This window comes from Neptuniibacter sp. QD72_48 (genome assembly GCF_047778065.1).
In the GTDB taxonomy this organism is placed as follows: Bacteria; Pseudomonadota; Gammaproteobacteria; order Pseudomonadales; family Balneatricaceae; genus Neptuniibacter.
This window is the reverse complement of the sequence record NZ_CP180547.1, coordinates 2169374-2186781: the sequence shown is the minus strand read 5'-3', so window position 1 is coordinate 2186781 and position 17408 is coordinate 2169374. Positions and strand designations below refer to the sequence as shown.

Annotated in this window: 15 protein-coding genes; 12 read left to right on the top strand and 3 right to left on the bottom strand. The window is 43.5% G+C overall.

Translation table 11 applies throughout. From position 1 onward, the window contains the following. The first annotated feature begins 24 nt into the window (after positions 1-24). Entirely contained in the window at positions 25-1905 is a 1881-nt protein-coding gene (locus tag ACMXYX_RS09785) for a SurA N-terminal domain-containing protein (RefSeq protein ID WP_415905956.1), read from the top strand. 76 nt (positions 1906-1981) lie between these two features. Next, entirely contained in the window at positions 1982-2455 is a 474-nt protein-coding gene (locus ACMXYX_RS09780) for a DM13 domain-containing protein (RefSeq protein WP_415884290.1), read from the top strand. A gap of 241 nt (positions 2456-2696) precedes the next feature. Here ACMXYX_RS09780 and ACMXYX_RS09775 read toward each other — a convergent pair whose 3' ends face one another. Then, positions 2697-3335 (bottom strand): YiiX/YebB-like N1pC/P60 family cysteine hydrolase, encoded by a 639-nt coding sequence (locus ACMXYX_RS09775; RefSeq protein ID WP_415905955.1) that lies wholly within the window; start codon positions 3333-3335, stop codon positions 2697-2699. A gap of 173 nt (positions 3336-3508) precedes the next feature. On the opposite strand from ACMXYX_RS09775, the gene ACMXYX_RS09770 reads away from it, so the two are divergent. Continuing rightward, on the top strand, positions 3509-4597 hold the full coding sequence (locus ACMXYX_RS09770) for a DUF3524 domain-containing protein (RefSeq protein ID WP_415905954.1): 1089 nt from the start codon (positions 3509-3511) through the stop codon (positions 4595-4597). Here ACMXYX_RS09770 and dbpA read toward each other — a convergent pair. Continuing rightward, entirely contained in the window at positions 4594-5928 is a 1335-nt protein-coding gene (gene dbpA, locus ACMXYX_RS09765; protein WP_415884653.1) for an ATP-dependent RNA helicase DbpA, read from the bottom strand. The two genes, ACMXYX_RS09770 and dbpA, sit on opposite strands and share 4 nt — an antisense overlap. Before the next feature lie 244 nt (positions 5929-6172). Here dbpA and ACMXYX_RS09760 point away from each other — a divergent pair, with 244 nt between their 5' ends. After that, the gene (locus ACMXYX_RS09760; RefSeq protein ID WP_415884293.1) at positions 6173-7387 is read left to right on the top strand and encodes a UbiH/UbiF/VisC/COQ6 family ubiquinone biosynthesis hydroxylase; all 1215 of its coding nucleotides are present in this window, start codon (positions 6173-6175) and stop codon (positions 7385-7387) included. A 109-nt stretch (positions 7388-7496) separates the two neighbouring features. On the opposite strand, the gene ACMXYX_RS09755 is transcribed toward ACMXYX_RS09760, so the two are convergent. After that, positions 7497-8006 carry a phasin family protein gene (locus tag ACMXYX_RS09755; protein ID WP_415884294.1) on the bottom strand — a complete coding sequence of 170 codons (510 nt, stop codon included), beginning with the start codon at positions 8004-8006 and terminating at the stop codon, positions 7497-7499. A gap of 477 nt (positions 8007-8483) precedes the next feature. Here ACMXYX_RS09755 and ACMXYX_RS09750 point away from each other — a divergent pair, with 477 nt between their 5' ends. The 8 genes from ACMXYX_RS09750 to ACMXYX_RS09715 all read left to right on the top strand — a co-directional run bounded on the left by ACMXYX_RS09750 (position 8484) and on the right by ACMXYX_RS09715 (position 17361). Beyond that, on the top strand, positions 8484-11405 hold the full coding sequence (locus tag ACMXYX_RS09750; RefSeq protein ID WP_415905953.1) for an insulinase family protein: 2922 nt from the start codon (positions 8484-8486) through the stop codon (positions 11403-11405). Between the two features lie 35 nt (positions 11406-11440). Continuing rightward, entirely contained in the window at positions 11441-12343 is a 903-nt protein-coding gene (locus tag ACMXYX_RS09745; RefSeq protein ID WP_415905952.1) for a DMT family transporter, read from the top strand. Positions 12344-12517: 174 nt separating this feature from the next. Continuing rightward, on the top strand, positions 12518-12868 hold the full coding sequence (gene hpf / locus ACMXYX_RS09740; protein WP_415884297.1) for a ribosome hibernation-promoting factor, HPF/YfiA family: 351 nt from the start codon (positions 12518-12520) through the stop codon (positions 12866-12868). A gap of 149 nt (positions 12869-13017) precedes the next feature. Then, entirely contained in the window at positions 13018-13533 is a 516-nt protein-coding gene (locus ACMXYX_RS09735; RefSeq protein ID WP_415884298.1) for a flavodoxin, read from the top strand. Between the two features lie 121 nt (positions 13534-13654). After that, positions 13655-15517, top strand: a complete 1863-nt coding sequence (locus ACMXYX_RS09730; RefSeq protein ID WP_415896365.1) for a CHASE2 domain-containing protein — start codon at positions 13655-13657, stop codon at positions 15515-15517. Further along, on the top strand, positions 15507-15968 hold the full coding sequence (locus tag ACMXYX_RS09725) for an SH3 domain-containing protein (protein WP_415905951.1): 462 nt from the start codon (positions 15507-15509) through the stop codon (positions 15966-15968). The genes ACMXYX_RS09730 and ACMXYX_RS09725 overlap by 11 nt, the downstream gene beginning before the upstream one ends. A 3-nt stretch (positions 15969-15971) precedes the next feature. Next, a complete protein-coding gene (locus ACMXYX_RS09720) occupies positions 15972-16841 on the top strand; it encodes a M48 family metalloprotease (protein WP_415905950.1) in 870 nt (289 codons plus the stop codon). A gap of 28 nt (positions 16842-16869) precedes the next feature. Then, the gene (locus tag ACMXYX_RS09715; protein WP_415905949.1) at positions 16870-17361 is read left to right on the top strand and encodes a GNAT family N-acetyltransferase; all 492 of its coding nucleotides are present in this window, start codon (positions 16870-16872) and stop codon (positions 17359-17361) included. Positions 17362-17408: the final 47 nt, after the last annotated feature.

Below are 17408 nucleotides of genomic sequence, written 5' to 3'. Positions count from 1 at the left end.
TTTTGCCAGGGGTTTAGAGGCATAATGCTACAGTCCATTCGTGATAACTCTCAGGGAATCATTGCCAAGATTATTGTTGGCTTGATTGCAGTTACTTTTGCATTATTTGGTGTTGAATCGCTGGTTAGTTTAACTGCTGGCAGTAATGCTCCTGCGACCGTTAATGGTGAAGAGATCAGTCAGCAAGATCTCTATCAAGGTGTTCAATTGCAACGTCGTCAAATGTTGTCGCAGATGGGGGAGGATGCTGATCCTTCGCTACTGGATGACGGTTTGATCAGCAATATGGTTTTGGAAGGCCTGATTGAGCAATCTGTTTTAGTTCAATCTGCACAAAATCAAGGTCTGACATTCTCTGATGCAATGATTGATCAACTGATCCTTTCTACGAAAGAGTTTCATTTAGACGGTAAGTTTGATCGTGCTCAATTTGAAGCGACGTTACGTAACGCTGGTCTTACGCCGTTGATGTATCGTGATATCGTGCGTAAAGAGAAGGTGACTGAGCAAGAGCGTATAGCGTTCATGTTATCTGCATTTACTCTGCCAAATGAACTGAATTCTCTAAACGTTCTACAGAATCAAACGCGTGATCTTCGCTACTTCACACTGCCTGCGGACAATGTTCGTGCTGAAATTACGGTTTCTGATGAGCAGATTGCCGATTACTATGCAGAGAACAGTTCACAGTTTATGACTGAAGAGCAGGTAGCGATTGAATACCTTCTTTTAGAAAGAAGTGCTTTAGAAGCAGGTATTGAAGTTTCTAATGATGAACTTCAAGCAGCCTACCAGCAGCTTGTTGATACATTCCAAGCACAAGAGCAGCGTCATTCAGCACATATCTTTATCGAGATTTCTGAACAGCAAGACGATGCTGCTGCAAAAGCTAAGATTGATGCAATTGCTGAGCGCCTAAAAGCAGGTGAAGTATTTGAAGAGTTGGCTAAGTCAGAATCTCAAGACCCAGCATCTGCTGAGATGGGTGGTGATTTAGGTATTAATGAGAAAGGTGTTTTCTCAACTGACTTTGAAGACGCTTTGTATGCTCTAGAAAAAGGTGCTGTTTCAGAGCCAGTTCGTTCAGAATTTGGTTATCACTTAATTAAACTAGTTGATGTTGTTGAGTCTGAAGTGCCTGTTTTTGCAAAAGCTGAAGCAGAGCTTCGTTCTGATCTCCTAAATCAGAAGGCTGAAGAAGAGTATGTTGAGCAGTTAGAGCGTTTAGCTGATGTGTCTTTCTCTTCTGGTGATCTGGTAGAGCCATCTGAAGAGCTAGAACTAGAGATTCAGAAAACTGAGCTATTTGCGCGTTCTGGTAACGAAGATGCGATTACTTCCAACGCGAAGATTCTTGCTGTTGCTTTCGATCAGGAGCTGATCAATGAAGGTTTGAACAGCACGCCAGTAGAATTGGATTCTGGTCGCTCTGTTGTTTTACGTGTAGTTGAACATCAACTACCTCGTGAAAAGGCACAAGACGAAGTGGCTGATCAGATCCGCGCTATTCTGGTTGAGCAGCAAGTTGCTGCAGCGATGACTGAAAAAGCGAACGCTATTGTTGCTCAGCTTACTGAAGGTGCAGATCTAGCAACTGTTGCAGAAGGTAATGAAGTAGTAGCGCAGCCTGCAGTTAATCGTAGCCAGAGAGAGCTTCCACAAGAGCTTCTTACCGCCGCATTCAAAATGGTAAAACCGCAAAGTGGTTCTACCTATGCAGCAGTTGATACTGTAGATGGCAGCAAAATGATTATCGCGCTAGACGCAATCGGTCAGCAAGATATTGAGCTGCAAGAAGACGAGATTCGCTTTATGGGTATGATGCTTAATAACCGTCAAGGTCAGCAGGATTACCAAGATCACCTTGCTCAGTTAAAAGCTAAAGCTGAAATTGAAAAGCTTTAAGCTAATTTGATCTATTTTAAAACCACCTTCGGGTGGTTTTTTTATATTGGCTGTTTTAGCAGCTTTAGGGGGGAATATGAAAAAATTAATGTTACTGATTAGTCATGGCCTAGTTGGCTTTGCTGGCTTTGCCTTAGGCGTATACCTGTTACCTATCCTAATTCAGCCACAGGGACCTTCTGAGCAAGAGATCTCTTCGGCTGTAGCTCAGGCGCAGTTTGAAGGGCAATTTGTGAAAGAGTTAAAAGGCAGTGACTTTTTGCATTGGGGAGAAGGCTCAGTGATGTTGGGTGGCGGTGTTGCAGCATTCAAAGGTAAATTAGCTCCTGGTCCTGATTATAAGCTTTACCTTTCTCCTGTATTTGTAGATGACGAGATGAGTTTTCTTGAGAATAAGCGAGATATGGTACAAGTTGCAGAAATCAAAACATTTGATGGCTTTGTGGTTAACTTACCAGAAGGGGTAGATCCGGCTAAATATTCTACGGCTGTGATTTGGTGTGAAACCTTCTCTGAATTTATCAGTGCTGCTCGTTATAACTCTTTGTAAGAAACAGTCCTGACTGTCAGTGTTTGGGAATCTGCGAATAAGTCCAATGCTTTCTCAGTGGGTTCTAAAGCGGCCAGATACGCGAAAGTCAGTGCAGTGAAATGTCTGGACCTTTTCAAGCTGGCTGACAAAGTAGATGGTCGCTTTAGAGCTCACCCTACGGGGCTTACATAGCAACTGAATCACTTTGTTAATGATTTTCGACAGGCAACCAGCATGCCTGTAATCATTGCCTCGTGCTTCAATTGCTCTGTAAGCCTGAGTCGCATAAGACTTGTTCTTTGGTTCCCTGACTGACAGTCGTATAGATCGTTTCGAGTTGCGGGTCATTCAATTGACTGGCAGGCGTAATTGTCTTTCGTTGCCAAGGTACAAAACCAAAGTACCAGCAGCGCCAAAAGTTAACGCTGGCTTGTGGGTTTTCATCCAATAGTTCAGCTAGCGTTTGTACTTTACCTAACTCTATCCCTAACGCCTCCTTAAAGGTTAAATAAACAAATTTCGAACAAAACTGTCGCTTGGAATCGAATTTAAAGCCTAAGTGATAAAAGCGCCCCATACGTTTCTCAGCGGTTTGTTTTAATTTGCTTATGTCTCTACCGGCTAGAGGCTGTTTGAGTCGTAATATGCTCACTTCATCGTTTGTTGTGCGCGATACAAAATCTTTTAGAGTCGTGCGTCTAACACAGGGAACAGCGCTTTCTAGAACAAACCATTCATCATTTTCTTTAACGACAAAGCCAACATGCGAAGTCCAGCTGCCAGTGCCTTTTGCGACCTGGCGGTAAAGAAAACTATTGATGGAGATAAAAATAATGTCTCCTTCTTGTACGCAGTTTTCTAGGTCATTGATTACGCTGTTGAACTTTGTCATTTTCATTACGGTTTCCTCAAAAGTTGATACGTAAAGTATGTGGAGTTTGAGGATATAGGGCTAAAGATTCAAAGAAGGTATCGTATTTCGATACTTTTGGTTTTGTTGCTCTGTTTTAAGTGTAATAGGACAAAGCAAAATTTGGCTGATACACTAGCGCTTTTTTCAATGGCGGCTTTATGCGAATACTCCTTCTCTCAGCTTATGATGCGGATAGTCATGTTTATTGGCGTAAAGGGCTTGTTGAGCACTTAAATGAACACGAATGGACTGTTTTGTCTCTGCCGGGCCGCTATTTCAGTTGGCGTATGAGAGGGAACAGTCTTAGTTGGGCGTTTAACGAAAGGGAAGTATTAAGCCAGCCTTATGATCTAGTCGTTGCGACCTCTATGACAGACCTATCTGCCTTGCGTGGTTTTGTTCCATCTTTAGCCCAAATTCCAACACTGGTGTACTTCCACGAAAACCAATTCGCTTATCCTGAGTCTGGTAAAGCATTTAAAACCGTTGAGCCATGCATTCTGAACCTTTATACCGCGCTGGCTGCGGATTATTGTTTATTTAACAGTGAATATAATCGACAGACGCTTTTGGATGGCGCGAAAGCTCTCTTGAAAAAGATGCCCGATCAAGTACCAGCAAATTTGATCGAACGGATTAGAGATAATTCATCGGTGCTGTCTGTTCCTATCAAGTCTGATAGCTACCAAATACATTCTCCTGTATCTGATGAAGTTCATATCGTTTGGAATCACCGTTGGGAATACGATAAAAACCCTCAACTGCTACTTGATGCAGTTGAACAGCTTATCCAGAAACGCAAGGACTTTAAGCTCCATGTGGTCGGGCAGCAGTTTAGAAAGGTGCCAGAGCAATTTGAACAACTCCGTGTGCTACTCGGTGATTGCGCTGGAGAGTGGGGTTATCTTTCGTCGCGTGAGGATTATCTGGCTCTACTGCGTAAAGCGGATGTTGTGCTTTCAACGGCTGTACATGATTACCAAGGGATAGCTGTTCTAGAAGGGGTTGCGTCTGGGGCGGAGCCCTTAGTCCCTGAAAGGTTAGCGTATAGAGAATTGTTCCCTGAAGCCTGCCGGTATAAAGAAGAAAGCGAAGCTGAAGTCTTGGCTGAACGATTAGATCAGTTAGTAGAAAGAAAGTACGCAGGTGAGTGGGGGGAGCAAGTGAATGTCGATCGGTTTAAATGGGCGATACTGGCAGACCAGTATCGCCGTCACTTTGAGCGTTTAGCCCGTAAAAAAGGTTAAAGACGACGGACCTTAAACTTGCGGCCTTTAATTTTACCTTGGCTCAAGCGCTCGGCTGCCTTTCGTGCAACTTTGCGTTCAACGGCAACGTAAGCAGCAAAATCATACACATTAATCTTGCCTACTTGGCTGCCTTGTATTCCAGCATCGCCTGTTAATGCACCTAAGATATCGCCAGGGCGAACTTTGTTCTTCTTACCTCCAGCAATCGCAAGCGTAGCCATTGGTGGGTTATTCGGCTGATAGTTCGGATCTGCGTCTGGTAGTTCAGTCACGGGGAACTCTGTATCCAAATACTTTTCAATGGAAGCCACTTTATAAGCTTCTGATGGCTGATAAAGATTTAGTGCCATGCCTTGCTTACCTGCACGGCCTGTACGACCGATACGGTGAGTATGAACTTCAGCGTCGCGAGTAAGATCGTAGTTGATGACACAAGGGAGGTCATCAATATCTAATCCACGCGCTGCTACATCAGTCGCGATAAGGATAGAGCAACTGCGGTTGGCGAATTGCACTAGTATTTGGTCACGATCGCGTTGTTCTAAATCGCCGTGTATCGCTTTTGCGCTATAGCCCAAGGATTTTAGGTGCTGCTGAACATCATTACAGGTTTGCTTCATGTTGCAGAAAATCACTGCAAACTCTGGTTTGAACTGAGCTAAAATCGCGCTCAAATTCTCTAGCTTATTTTCTTTTTCGATCTCAAAGAAATGTTGTTCAATCTGAGATTGTTGGTGAGTGGATTCTACCTCTACCGTAATTGGCTGATTGAGAATGTCTGCACTCAGGCTCGCAATGGTCTTTGGGTAAGTAGCAGAAAATAGCAGTGTTTGGCGTTTCTTTGGGGTCTGCCCTATGATGTCACGAATGTCATCAGAAAAACCCATATCAAGCATGCGATCCGCTTCATCAAGCACTACGGTAGTGGCTTTATCTAAGCGCAGAGTTTTCTTACGTAGATGGTCTTTGATACGACCCGGTGTACCTACAACAATATGTGCGCCATGCTCCAAAGAGCCAATCTGAGGCCCAATTGATTGGCCACCACAGAGAGTAAGAATCTTCACGTTTTCAGTAAAGCGAGCAAGCTTTCTTAGCTCATTAGCAACTTGTGTTGCTAATTCACGTGTAGGGCAAAGTACTAAGGCTTGTGTGGCAAAACTACGAAGGTTTAAATTCAGCAGTGTACCTATACCAAACGCAGCTGTTTTGCCGCTGCCTGTTTTTGCTTTCGCAATGAGGTCATTACCTCGCAAAACCTCGGGTAGGGCCTTCTCTTGGATAGCCGTCATCTGCTTATAGCCTAGATGATCCAGGTTCTTTAGCATCGGTTTTGGAAGATTGAGATTTGAGAAGCAGGTATCAGACACAGGGCACTCGGTAAAAGTAAAGTTGGTTAGGTTTTGTTGCAAAGCTGCATTATAGAGCAAACCGCTTTGGGAGAATATGAATACCCTGAAGAATCACTCGCTAATCAAAGCGCGTTAACAATTGTTGATCTTTCTCAAGATGTTGGCAGGCTCTTTGGGTATACTTCGGGACAGTCAAAAATAAGTAAGTTGGTTGGGAATTATGAATACGCGTTACGATGTCGTCATTGTCGGTGGTGGTATGGTGGGTGCAACGATCGCTTGTGCTCTTGGAAACAGCCCGTTATCAGTTGCCGTCTTGGAAAGTCGATATCCTGCGGAATATGAAGCTTCCCAACCAAATGATTTGCGTGTTTCTGCTATCAGCGTTGCTTCGGAGAATATTCTTCAGAGAGTAGGTGCATGGGAGGGGATTCTATCTCGTCGTAGTTGCCCTTACCGACGTATGAAGGTTTGGGAAGCAAGCGAAGAAAAGGCATCTACCGAATTTGTTTCCGATAATATTGGCCGTGATCACCTTGGTCATATTGTCGAAAACCGTGTGATTCAGCTAGCACTTTTAGAGCGTTTACAGACATTTGAAAATGTTGATCTGATCTGTCCCGCTGAAGTTGAGGCTATCGATTATTCTCCTGGTAGCAGCATCGTTAGATTGAAAGATGATCGCGAAATAATAGGGCGCCTACTGATCGCTGCGGATGGTGGTGAGTCTCGTGTTCGTCAAGCAGCAGGTATTGGTGTTACTCGTTGGGATTACGAGCAGCATGCACTGGTTGCTTCTGTGACGACTAAATTTGCTCAAGAAGATATCACTTGGCAGCAGTTTACACCGACAGGTCCGCTTGCCTTTCTACCTCTTTCAGGCAATAACGCTTCTCTGGTTTGGTATAACACACCGGATAACGTAAAGCGTCTCTTAGCTCAGGATGATGAAAGCTTTATGCAAGAGCTTAAATCTACCTTCCCTGATGCGTTGGGCGAAATTGATCAGTTACTTAGCCGAGGAGCTTTCCCGCTTCGTCGCCAACATGCGCAGGAATATGTCTTAGAAGGTCTAGCTTTAGCAGGTGACGCTGCACATATGATTCATCCTCTAGCTGGACAGGGTGTTAATATAGGCCTGCTTGATGCAGCTGCTCTCTCTGAAGTGATTTTAGCGGCTGCTAATACAGGTGAAGATATTACTGAATTGGCGTTGCTGAAGGAGTATGAAAAGCAGCGCCGTAAGCATAATTTATTGATGATGCAGACAATGGATGCGTTCTACCGAGTATTTAGTAATCAGAACGGTCCACTAAAAGTTTTGCGCAATATTGGTTTGGGTTTGGCAGGTCGTGTAACGCCAGCTAAAAACAAAGTTATGCAGTTCGCGATGGGCTTGGAAGGGCCTTTGCCTGAAATGGCCAAAGAGCAATAATCAAAGGCTTAAATAAAAAAAGCCGGTCTGGGAGACCGGCAAAGAAATACGGCTGATTAAACCAGCCAGAGTAGAGAAGTGGGGTCGTTACGTGACCCCCAACGATGAATTACTCAGCAGTCGCTGCTTTTTTCGCAGGTGCTTTCTTTGCAGGAGCTTTTTTCGCAGGTGCTTTCTTAGCTGGAGCCGCTGCTTGTTCAGCTGGTGCTGCTTCAGTTTTAGTTGCGTTAGCTACTACAGCAGAAGTTGCTTCAGCTGCTTCAGTTAGAAACTTGTTGAAATCAGATACGTAAGGCATCTCACGAATTTCGCTAAGGCTCTTTTCTACGATCTCAGAGATCTCTTCTTTTGCAGAGTTTAGAGCAGCTAGCTCTTTTTCTGCAGTCGCAGTAGTTTTGGTTTCTAGAGCTTTGAAAAACTCAACTTGTAGTTCAATAGCTTCTTTAGGCTCTTTTACTTCAGATAGAGCTTTAAGCTGAGCTACGCTTGAATCTACGAAATCAGTTACATATTCAGACTGCAAAGAGAACAGAGTTTCTAGTGCTTTTTTGTTCACTTCAGCAACGTCGATTGCTGGTTGCATTTTTTCCTGAACATCTTTCATTAGATCATCGTACATTTTCCATTCCTCTGAGAATCTTTAATAAAGTGTTTTTGTGCGTTGCAGCATTTGAGATAAATATAGTGGTTAATAAATAACCTGTCAAATATTTTTTTGTGCATTGCACAAAAATATTTATATGCATTGCTTTAGATGATTAAACACCTATATAACAATGAGTTAGAGTGATTGGTATAAAAGAGTTAAGTTCTACTCAAATCAGCTTTTTGAGCTGTTTTTGGAGAAAAATAAAAATTCTTGAAGTCAAATTGCACCCGCTTTGTGCCTATATTGGCCGATAGGTTGTTCATATAACCAAATAGCTATTACAATCAGGTGATACTCTTTAGCCCAAAAACAGGGCTTATATGGGAGGGGTTGGCTATAGCGGGATTGGCTATCTGCTTGAAAGCTTTCTTCACCTCAATACCTCGGGACAGCTAACTAACGTTTAGCTTTGGTAGAGTCCCTTTAGTAACAGGATCAAGTATTTTCATGACGCAATCGAATACAGTCGTAGAATCACACTCATCTTTTGAATTTGTTAGATCAGAAAAGATTGAGTCTTTAGGAATTGATGTAACGGAATACGAGCATAAAAAGACTGGCCTTTCTCATTTCCATATAGCGGCTGATCATACTGAGAATGTTTTCCTTGTCGGTCTAAGGACTGTGCCGGAAGACTCAAAAGGCGTTGCGCATATTCTAGAGCACACAGCGTTGTGTGGTAGTGAACGTTTCCCGGTACGTGATCCATTCTTTATGATGACGCGCCGTTCACTTAATACATTTATGAACGCAATGACGAGCAGTGACTGGACCTCTTATCCATTTGCTAGCCAAAACCGCAAAGATTTCTTCAACCTTTTAGATGTCTATCTTGATGCTGTTTTCTTCAGTCGTTTAGATCCTCTGGATTTTGAACAAGAAGGGCATCGTATCGAGTTTTCTGAAACAGGTGATGTTGAATCCGATTTAGAATACAAAGGTGTTGTTTACAACGAGATGAAAGGTGCGATGAGTTCGCCGGTTTCTCGTTTGTGGCAGTCAGTGACGAAATACCTGTTCCCGACAACAACCTATCATCACAACAGCGGCGGTGAGCCAGAGAGCATCCCTGACCTAAGTTATGATGAGCTAATTGAATTTTATAAAACCCATTACCACCCGAGTAATGCGGTCATTATGACTTTTGGTGATATTCCTGCTGCTGAACTTCAGGGCTTCTTTGAAGAGAAAGCGCTAAGCCGTTTTGAAAAGCTGGGCACTTCTATCGAAATTCATGATGAGAAACGCTACCACTCGCCATTGCGGGTGGAAGAAGGTTATGACCTTGACCAAGTGGATCTAAGTGGCAAAACACACCATGTTTTAGCTTGGCTTCTGGGTCATTCCAATGATTTAGAAGCACAACTTAAAGCACACCTTATGTCACGTGTGTTACTGGATAATAGTGCTTCTCCGCTACGTTATGCGCTTGAATCAACTGATTTAGGCAGCGCTCCTTCGCCATTATGTGGTTTAGAAGATTCCAATCGTGAAATGAGCTTCATGTGCGGTATTGAAGGCAGTGAGCCCGAATCTGCGGCAGAATTTGAAAAATTGGTATTGAATACCTTGCATAAGGTTGCTGAAGGGGGTGTACCTCAAGCTATGCTGGAAGCCCAGTTGCATCAGTTAGAACTGCAACAGCGCGAAATTAATGGTGATGGCTATCCTTATGGCCTGAGTTTGATCATGTCTTCGCTCGGGGCAGCCGTTAACAAAGGCGATCCAATCGCTATTCTGAACCTTGATCCAGTGCTAGAAAAGCTGCGTGAAGCGATCAAACAGCCTGACTTTGTGCAGTCCATGGTTAAGGAGCTGTTAGATAACCCGCATCGCGTTCGTTTGACTTTACGCCCAGACAACAAACTAGCAGCTAGTCGTGATGCTGCAGAGAAAGCGCAGTTAGCTCAAATTAAAGCGGGTTTATCGGATGCAGATAAACAGCAGCTAATTGATCGTGCAGCTGAGTTAGCCGAGCGTCAAGAACAGGTCGATGATGAATCGATTCTACCTAAAGTGACATTGACCGATGTACCGGATGAGATGTCTGTGCCTGAAAATGTGGCGGTTGAGTCTACGCTACCTTTGACCCGTTATGATCGAGGCACCAACGGTATTGTTTATCAGCAGGTAATTATGCAGCTTCCGCAGTTAACGGAAGATGAGCAGCACATATTGCCGCTATACAGCTATCTTCTTACTGAATTGGGCTGTGGTGATCGCACTTATCAAGAAAATCAGCAGTATCAAACTGAAGTGACCGGTGGCGTTCATGGTTTTGCTTCGGTAAGAGGTGCGCCTGATAATGAACAGGATGTAAAAGGTTACTTCACATTAACCGGTAAAGCCTTAGTGTCTAAACATGAGGCGTTGTTGGATCTGCTGAAAGAGACGCTGCAATTTGCACGCTTTGATGAATTGCCTCGTATTCGTGAAGTGGTATCTCAACAACGTACTCGTAAAGAACAAGGTATCACCGGGCAAGGCCATGCATTCGCAATGATGGCTGCAGCAGCGAAGATGAGCCCGGCTGCAGCACTGTCTCATGCAACAAAAGGTCTTGATTCTATCTGCTATTACAAGCAGCTGGATGATCAGCTAGAGAATGAAGATGCTCTTAAACAGCTTTCACAACGTCTCCAAGAGTTGCATAGCAAGATCCAGCTTGCCCCACGTCAATACCTAGTAGTGGCTGAAGATGAGTATCAGGCTAGTGTTCAGAGCTACTTAGAGTCTATCTGGGCAGATGTGCCGAGTGAAACCTCTGCAGGGTTCTTACTGCCAGAATTACGTAGTAAGGTGAAACAAGCTTGGGTTACCAGTACACAGGTAAGCTTCTGTGCTAAAGCATTCCCTACCGTGGCGGTAGATCACCCTGATTCTGCGCCACTTACAATTTTGGGGGACTTTCTGCGTAATGGCTATCTACACCGAGTTATTCGCGAAAAAGGCGGTGCTTACGGCTCTGGCGCTGGTCAGGATTCAGGTGATGCAGCTTTCCGTTTCTTCTCTTACCGTGATCCTCGTTTATCTGAAACCTTGGATGACTTTGATGGTGCGGTGAAATGGCTTCTGGAGACTGATCATGATGCTCAGAAATTAGAAGAAGCGATTCTGGGTGTTGTCAGCTCGATTGATAAGCCAGGATCACCGGCTGGTGAAGCTAAGCAGGCATTCCACAGCGCTTTGTTTGGACGTACGCCTGAGCAGCGTAAAGCGTTTCGTGCGCGTATCTTGAATGTGACATTGGATGATCTAAAGCGTGTTGCCAAAACTTATCTTTTGGATAAAGAAGGCAGTGTGGCAGTGATCACCAGTAAAGAGCAGGCAGACAGTCTATCCGACGACTTTGAAGTAATTGAAGTCTAATTAAGGTAAAATTCGACTAGCGATCAAGGTAGACTTTGATTGCTAGTCATTTATTCCTTAATAATCCTCAAGCCTCTATGCCCACACAAGCGCTTTATCAAGGTGCGCTGTTTATCATTCTGTCAGAACTGTTTTTGGTCTGTTCTGGCATGGTCGTAAAGCAGATCACTCATCAGCTACCCACTGAGATTATCGTATTTGCCCGTAACCTCTTTGCGTTAATTCTATTGATGCCTTGGTTATTGCGAAATGGGATCTCCTCGATAAAAACGAGCTCTCTTCGATTTCATATTGCGCGTGCGGCGGTCGGTGTGACTGCCATGATGTGTCTTTACTATTCATGGGGACACTTGCCTTTAGCAGAGGCGGCGTTGATCAAACAAACAGCTCCATTCTTTATTCCATTATTCGCCTTATGGTGGTTAGGTGAAAAGATTTCTGGGGTAGTGAAACTGGCAATATGTGTTGGTTTCTTTGGTGTTTTTCTAGTGTTGAATCCCGGGCAGGGAACACTCAATGTTGCTGTGCTAATTGCGCTTTTTGGTGCAATGCTGGGGGCGCTAGCAAAAGTTATTATCCGTAGGATGAGCGATACAGAACCAGCCAGTCGCATCGTTTTTTATTTCGCTTTGTTTAGTACCGTTTTAGCTTTGCCGCCAGCGATGCTTAATTGGGTTACGCCCAATTTAGTTGAATTGGGTTGGTTATTGCTGATGGCCATTACCTCAACAGTTGCCCAGCTGTTATTGAGTAAAGGCTATGGTCTTGCACCAGCAGGACAGTTGGGGCCGTACACATACGCTTCGGTAGTCTTTGCTGCACTGTTTGGTTGGTTATTATGGGATGAAGTATTAGGCGTCTACAGCTTAATAGGTTTGTGCTTGATCTTCTCGGCTGGATTGTTGTCCCTTTCTTCCCGTAAAACGGCTAAATCCTAGTAACAACTGTTTGGTGTTTGAACAGTTTTGCCTGTCAGCTATCAATTTTTCTTCATGAAGCGAAAAAAGTACTTGTAATCCATTGTCAGAATGGTACTACTGTAAGTGTACAGGGGCGCACAAAAACATTAATTCATAGCGCTCTCACTGCAACAAGGCATTAAGGATTTGCACATGAATATCAAAATTACTCACCGCAATGCTAAAGTTTCTGACAGTGTAAAAGAGAAAGTAGAGGAATGGCTGAACAGCAGCCAAGAACGTTACGAAGTTATTACTAGTGCTCACGTTATTATTGAAAAAAATGATCGTGAGGACGTTGCTGAAGCAACAATTCACGTAGCAGGTAAAGATATCTTTGCGAAAGCATCCGCTGATAACTTGTATGCTGCTCTGGATGCGATGGCTGATAAAATTGATCGTCAGCTAGATAAGATTCACCAGAAAAACGTGAATAAAAAAGGAAATCAGAGACCCGCTGCAACAGTTGAAATGGCAGCGGATGAGGAACTCAGCTTAGCCTGATCTAGGATATAAAGTTTCTAAAGCCCAGCTATATGCTGGGCTTTTTTATTTCTAGAACAAAATTTTATATGCATCAGGCTTGCATAAGTGTCGTTATTAGATGGATAATGATAAGTGTTATCATTAGCGTGTAGGTATTGGAGTAGGTAGTGAAGGCAGCGTTATTTTACGGCACCACAACAGGTAATACTGGCGATATTGCAGATAAGATAAAAGGTAGTTGGGATGCCGGCGAACTAGAGTTATTTGATGTCGCAGACAGTTCACTCTCTGCAGCAAAAGATTTTGATATTCTTATTTTTGCTATACCTACGTGGGATTATGGTGAAGTACAGGAAGATTGGCTGGAAGTATGGGATGAAGTGGACCAGTTGGATTTCAGTGGTAAACAGGCTGCCTTTATCGGTCTTGGTGATCAGTTTGGCTATCCTGAATGGTTTGTCGATGCAATGGGTATGCTACATGATAAAATCGTAGCCAAAGGTGCAGAAATTGTTGGTCACTGGTCTGTAGAAGGTTATGAATTTGAAGAATCTAAAGCACTAACAGACGATAAAAAACATTTTATCGGCTTAGCTCTAGATGAAGATTGGCAGCGTGATCAAACCGATGAGCGCCTTTCTGATTGGTTAGATCAGGTTAAATTGGAATTAGGCGTTTTCTAATCTAACTAACTGAATTTTTAGAGCCCTGTTTTTACGGGGCTTTTTTGTGTCTGTCGTTCTCTGGCCTATGCTGTATTAAAGCTACTTTCTATAAGGTAGTAACAAACTAGGTCAGATAAGGATGGCTATGCCCGCCAGCAAACTCCTCTCGGAAATTAAAGCGATCTCAGTGCTGAGTATTTTATTTTGCTTATTTGCTGCCTTTAATTTCCATTCACCACTGCTTCCACCGCTCGAAAACTACTGGCTTGATTTAACGCTTCAACAGCGAGCAGACAAAAGAGTCGCAAGTGAGCATATCGTGGTTATCGATATAGATGATTCGAGCCTGAATAATCTTGCGCCTATTGCGGGTGGTTGGCCTTGGCCAAGGGCTGTACATGCCGAGCTGGTCGAGTTGTTGCAGTTACAGAAGCCTGCAGCAGTGGTGTTTGATGTTCTGTTTGCTGATAGAGATATTTTTAACCCAGAAAGTGATCAGTATTTTAGCGAGGTGTTGGCTACATCGGATAATGTTTATCTACCTTTCTTACATCTGCAAACCTATTCTGATCATCTGTTTCCGCGTTTAGATCAATATCCAGAAACCGTCCCCATTCGAAAGCCGGATACAGTTTCATCTATTCCTCATGCAAGTTTGGTCTTACCTAATGCGGTTGACGCGAGTGTTTGGCGTTTAGGCAGTATTAATTTCCATCCTGATGATGATGGTGTCGGGCGCAAGTACGCTGCAATTCATCCAATATCTGATTGGGGGATTATGACGATGCCTGCGCGAATCGCTGTTGACCTTAATGGTTTTGAAATTGAAGAGCAGTCAATCTGGATCGATTGGTATCAAGGCAAAGGTGAGCCCTATCCTAGACTTTCTTATAGCGAAGTATATAAGCAGTTGACCCAAGGAGATGATTTCAAAGAGGTAAACTATTTTAAGGACAAAATTATTGTTATCGGTTCAACTGCTGCGGGTTTACATGATATCCAAGTCACACCGATTAGTAGTACTTACCCCGGTGTTTTTATCTTAGCTACGGCTATTAATAACTTTATTGATCAGAGCTTTCTTCAACCAGTAGACACTTTGCTGGCTTTGGTGATTGTGGGCGTAAGCTTTGGTGTTTTAGTGCTATTGCTGGTTCGTGTGGGAAGTTTCTATTACGCACTCATCGGAATAGGCATTTTAATCGGAGTAAACGTGCTGTTCAGTTATCTGCTTTTGATCATGGAAGGGATGATGTTCCCTGTTATGACTTGGCTGGTCGCGTATATTTTTATTGCGGTTTCTTTTTACGCATTCCGTTTATTGCAGCAACAGAGAGAGATGAGAAAAACGGTCGATATTTTTGGCCGTTTTTTGGACCCGAAAGTAGTGAATATTTTGCTTGAACAAGGTATCACCGATCAAGCTTTGGCAGGAAAGAGCACGCGGGTAACCATCTTATTTACCGATATTCGTGAGTTTACTCATCTTTCTGAATATCGCAGTGCTACCGAAATTGTCGATCTGCTTAATCATTACTTTTCTCGTCAAGTTGAAGTTATTTTTCAGTATAAAGGTACCCTCGATAAATTTATTGGTGATGCCATTATGGCATTTTGGGGTGAGCCCATTGAAAATCCCGGACAAGAGATTGCTGCTGTAAACGCGGCTTTGGATATGGTGGATCAAATGCTCGGCTTCAGACGGGAGTTTGGTTTGTTTGATTTCGATATCGGCATTGGCCTCCATACAGGGGAAGTAGTTGTTGGGGCTATAGGCACGCAAAGTCGCTATGATTACACTGCCATTGGTGATGCGGTAAACGTAGCCAGTCGTATTGAAGGGCTGACTAAAGAAACGGGACGAAGAATTTTAGTTTCTGAAGAAACTCGGCAGGCATGTGGGGATGCTTTTGACTTCGAGCTGATTGGTGACTATAAGGTTAAAGGCCGGGAAAAATTGGTAACCGTCTATCAGCCAAGGAGGTTGAGTGATGAACCTTAAATTACTAATTATCGGTCTTCCATTTATGTGCTCCACTTGGGTGACTGCTCAAACTGCCTACACAGTCAGAGATATCTCTGTCTATCAAACGCCCTCAATTTCTAGCACTGTCGTTACGAAACTCTCTGAAAAATCCTCTGTAAATATTCTGCGACGAAGCGGTGGTTGGTACGAAGTACGAACGGGGAACGCCCACTCCGGTTGGGTGAAAATGATAAACCTTCGGTATGTGAGTGAGCCTAGCACGCAGCAAGTTGCGGGCAATATGCAATATCGCTCCAAAACAACGCTGACCACGGGTGTTAGGGGGTTGGATGAAGGTGGGATTATATCGAGTGGGTCAGGTGTCTCCCTTAGCAAAGTAAAAGGTTATAAAGTGAGTGCAGATGTGGCTACCAAGTTTGCACGGGAAGGGGGGTTGAAAGCACGAAGCATGAATTATGTGGAGTAGCTTATGTCTATATTGAAAATAAACGCTATCAAAGGGGTTGTTGCTGGTTTTCTTTTGCTGGGTTTAAGCGGCTGTCAGGTCAATAACATCAATCTGACCCCATTAATGGAAGCAGGAAAAAAATCGACCGATCTATTTGAGAAAAGCTTGGCTGAAGAAGTTGAGATCGGTGAGGAAGTGAGTGCTGTTCTGCTTCAAAAAGCCTCTATATATAACGTCCGAGATGTTCAAAAGTATGTGAATTCAGTGGGAATGTGGCTCGCTCAACAAACTGAACGATCTGATATCCCTTGGACCTTTTCAGTGTTACGAGATGATAGTTTTAATGCTTTCGCCACGCCCGGTGGATTTATCTATATTACAACGGGGACTTTAGAGCAGTTGGAGAGCGAAGCTGAGCTTGCAGGTGTGCTAGCTCATGAAATTGCACATGTGGTTCAAAAGCACCATCTCCGTGCTATTCAGAAGGAAGCTAAGATCGGTATTGCAGCAGATCTTGCTCGGTTCTTGCGTGACAGTCAAAGCGATTCGGATAGCAGTGGAGCTACGGTATTTGGTGACCACTCAGTTGAAAATAAACTGCTGAATACCATTCAGGATGTTTACAGTGATGGTTTGGCTCGAAGTGATGAATTAGAAGCGGATAAGATGGGCATGGTGATCGCAGCCAGAGCTGGCTATGATCCCATGGCTTATATCGCTGTATTGCAAAAGATAGATGCTCAACAGGATGATAGTTCCTTTTGGCAGGCTTTTAGTAAGCGTCACCCAAGCGCTGAAGATCGTTTGTCAGAACTGTATAAGTTAGCGGATAAGATGACTTATATAGAAGGTAAAGAACTTAATAATCGTTATTCCAAAATGATAAAGTAGTTGTACATGGAATATCGGAATAAATGTAATGGATCTTTCTAATAAAGAGTCTTTTCTAATCAGCGTGTGTGGGCCTGATCGAATAGATGTTGTGCTTAAACAGTGGCAGCAACTTACATCGTATCTGCCTATTCATCATGCTAAGCCATTTGGTATGCCTATTCCTGAACATCTTGAAAATCAGCTCCGTCACACGCTTGAGCAATGTATTGAAAGAGATGATGCTATGGTATTTATAGCTGAGGGCGAAAAGGTTTATGGGACGATTGCCGTCATTCTGAATCAGCAAACAGCTTATACTCAGCCTAATAGCAGTGTTTTGTTTAATTTATGGGTCGAACCTGATCAGCGTAGAAAAGGGATAGGGCAAGCATTGGTCGCGGATGCTAAACAGTGGCTTAAAGCTCAAGGGGTGACCTCTGTTCAGGCTGGATGGCACCCAGGAAATACAGAGGCTGATGATTTTTGGTTGAAACAAGGCTTTTCACCTTACGAAACAATTGGCTCTGCATTTTTATAGCTAAGCAATCATTGTTAATTAACCTTCTTCTGCACATATCTATTCTT

Coding starts and splice junctions, on each gene's coding strand:
- ACMXYX_RS09720 (WP_415905950.1), top strand. CDS start 15,972: ATGTCTATATTGAAAATAAACGCTATCAAAGGGGTTGTTGCTGGTTTT.
- ACMXYX_RS09770 (WP_415905954.1), top strand. CDS start 3,509: ATGCGAATACTCCTTCTCTCAGCTTATGATGCGGATAGTCATGTTTAT.
- hpf (WP_415884297.1), top strand. CDS start 12,518: ATGAATATCAAAATTACTCACCGCAATGCTAAAGTTTCTGACAGTGTA.
- ACMXYX_RS09760 (WP_415884293.1), top strand. CDS start 6,173: ATGAATACGCGTTACGATGTCGTCATTGTCGGTGGTGGTATGGTGGGT.
- ACMXYX_RS09715 (WP_415905949.1), top strand. CDS start 16,870: ATGGATCTTTCTAATAAAGAGTCTTTTCTAATCAGCGTGTGTGGGCCT.
- ACMXYX_RS09775 (WP_415905955.1), bottom strand. CDS start 3,335: ATGAAAATGACAAAGTTCAACAGCGTAATCAATGACCTAGAAAACTGC.
- ACMXYX_RS09750 (WP_415905953.1), top strand. CDS start 8,484: ATGACGCAATCGAATACAGTCGTAGAATCACACTCATCTTTTGAATTT.
- ACMXYX_RS09785 (WP_415905956.1), top strand. CDS start 25: ATGCTACAGTCCATTCGTGATAACTCTCAGGGAATCATTGCCAAGATT.
- ACMXYX_RS09780 (WP_415884290.1), top strand. CDS start 1,982: ATGAAAAAATTAATGTTACTGATTAGTCATGGCCTAGTTGGCTTTGCT.
- ACMXYX_RS09755 (WP_415884294.1), bottom strand. CDS start 8,006: ATGTACGATGATCTAATGAAAGATGTTCAGGAAAAAATGCAACCAGCA.
- ACMXYX_RS09730 (WP_415896365.1), top strand. CDS start 13,655: ATGGCTATGCCCGCCAGCAAACTCCTCTCGGAAATTAAAGCGATCTCA.
- ACMXYX_RS09725 (WP_415905951.1), top strand. CDS start 15,507: ATGAACCTTAAATTACTAATTATCGGTCTTCCATTTATGTGCTCCACT.
- dbpA (WP_415884653.1), bottom strand. CDS start 5,928: ATGCTAAAGAACCTGGATCATCTAGGCTATAAGCAGATGACGGCTATC.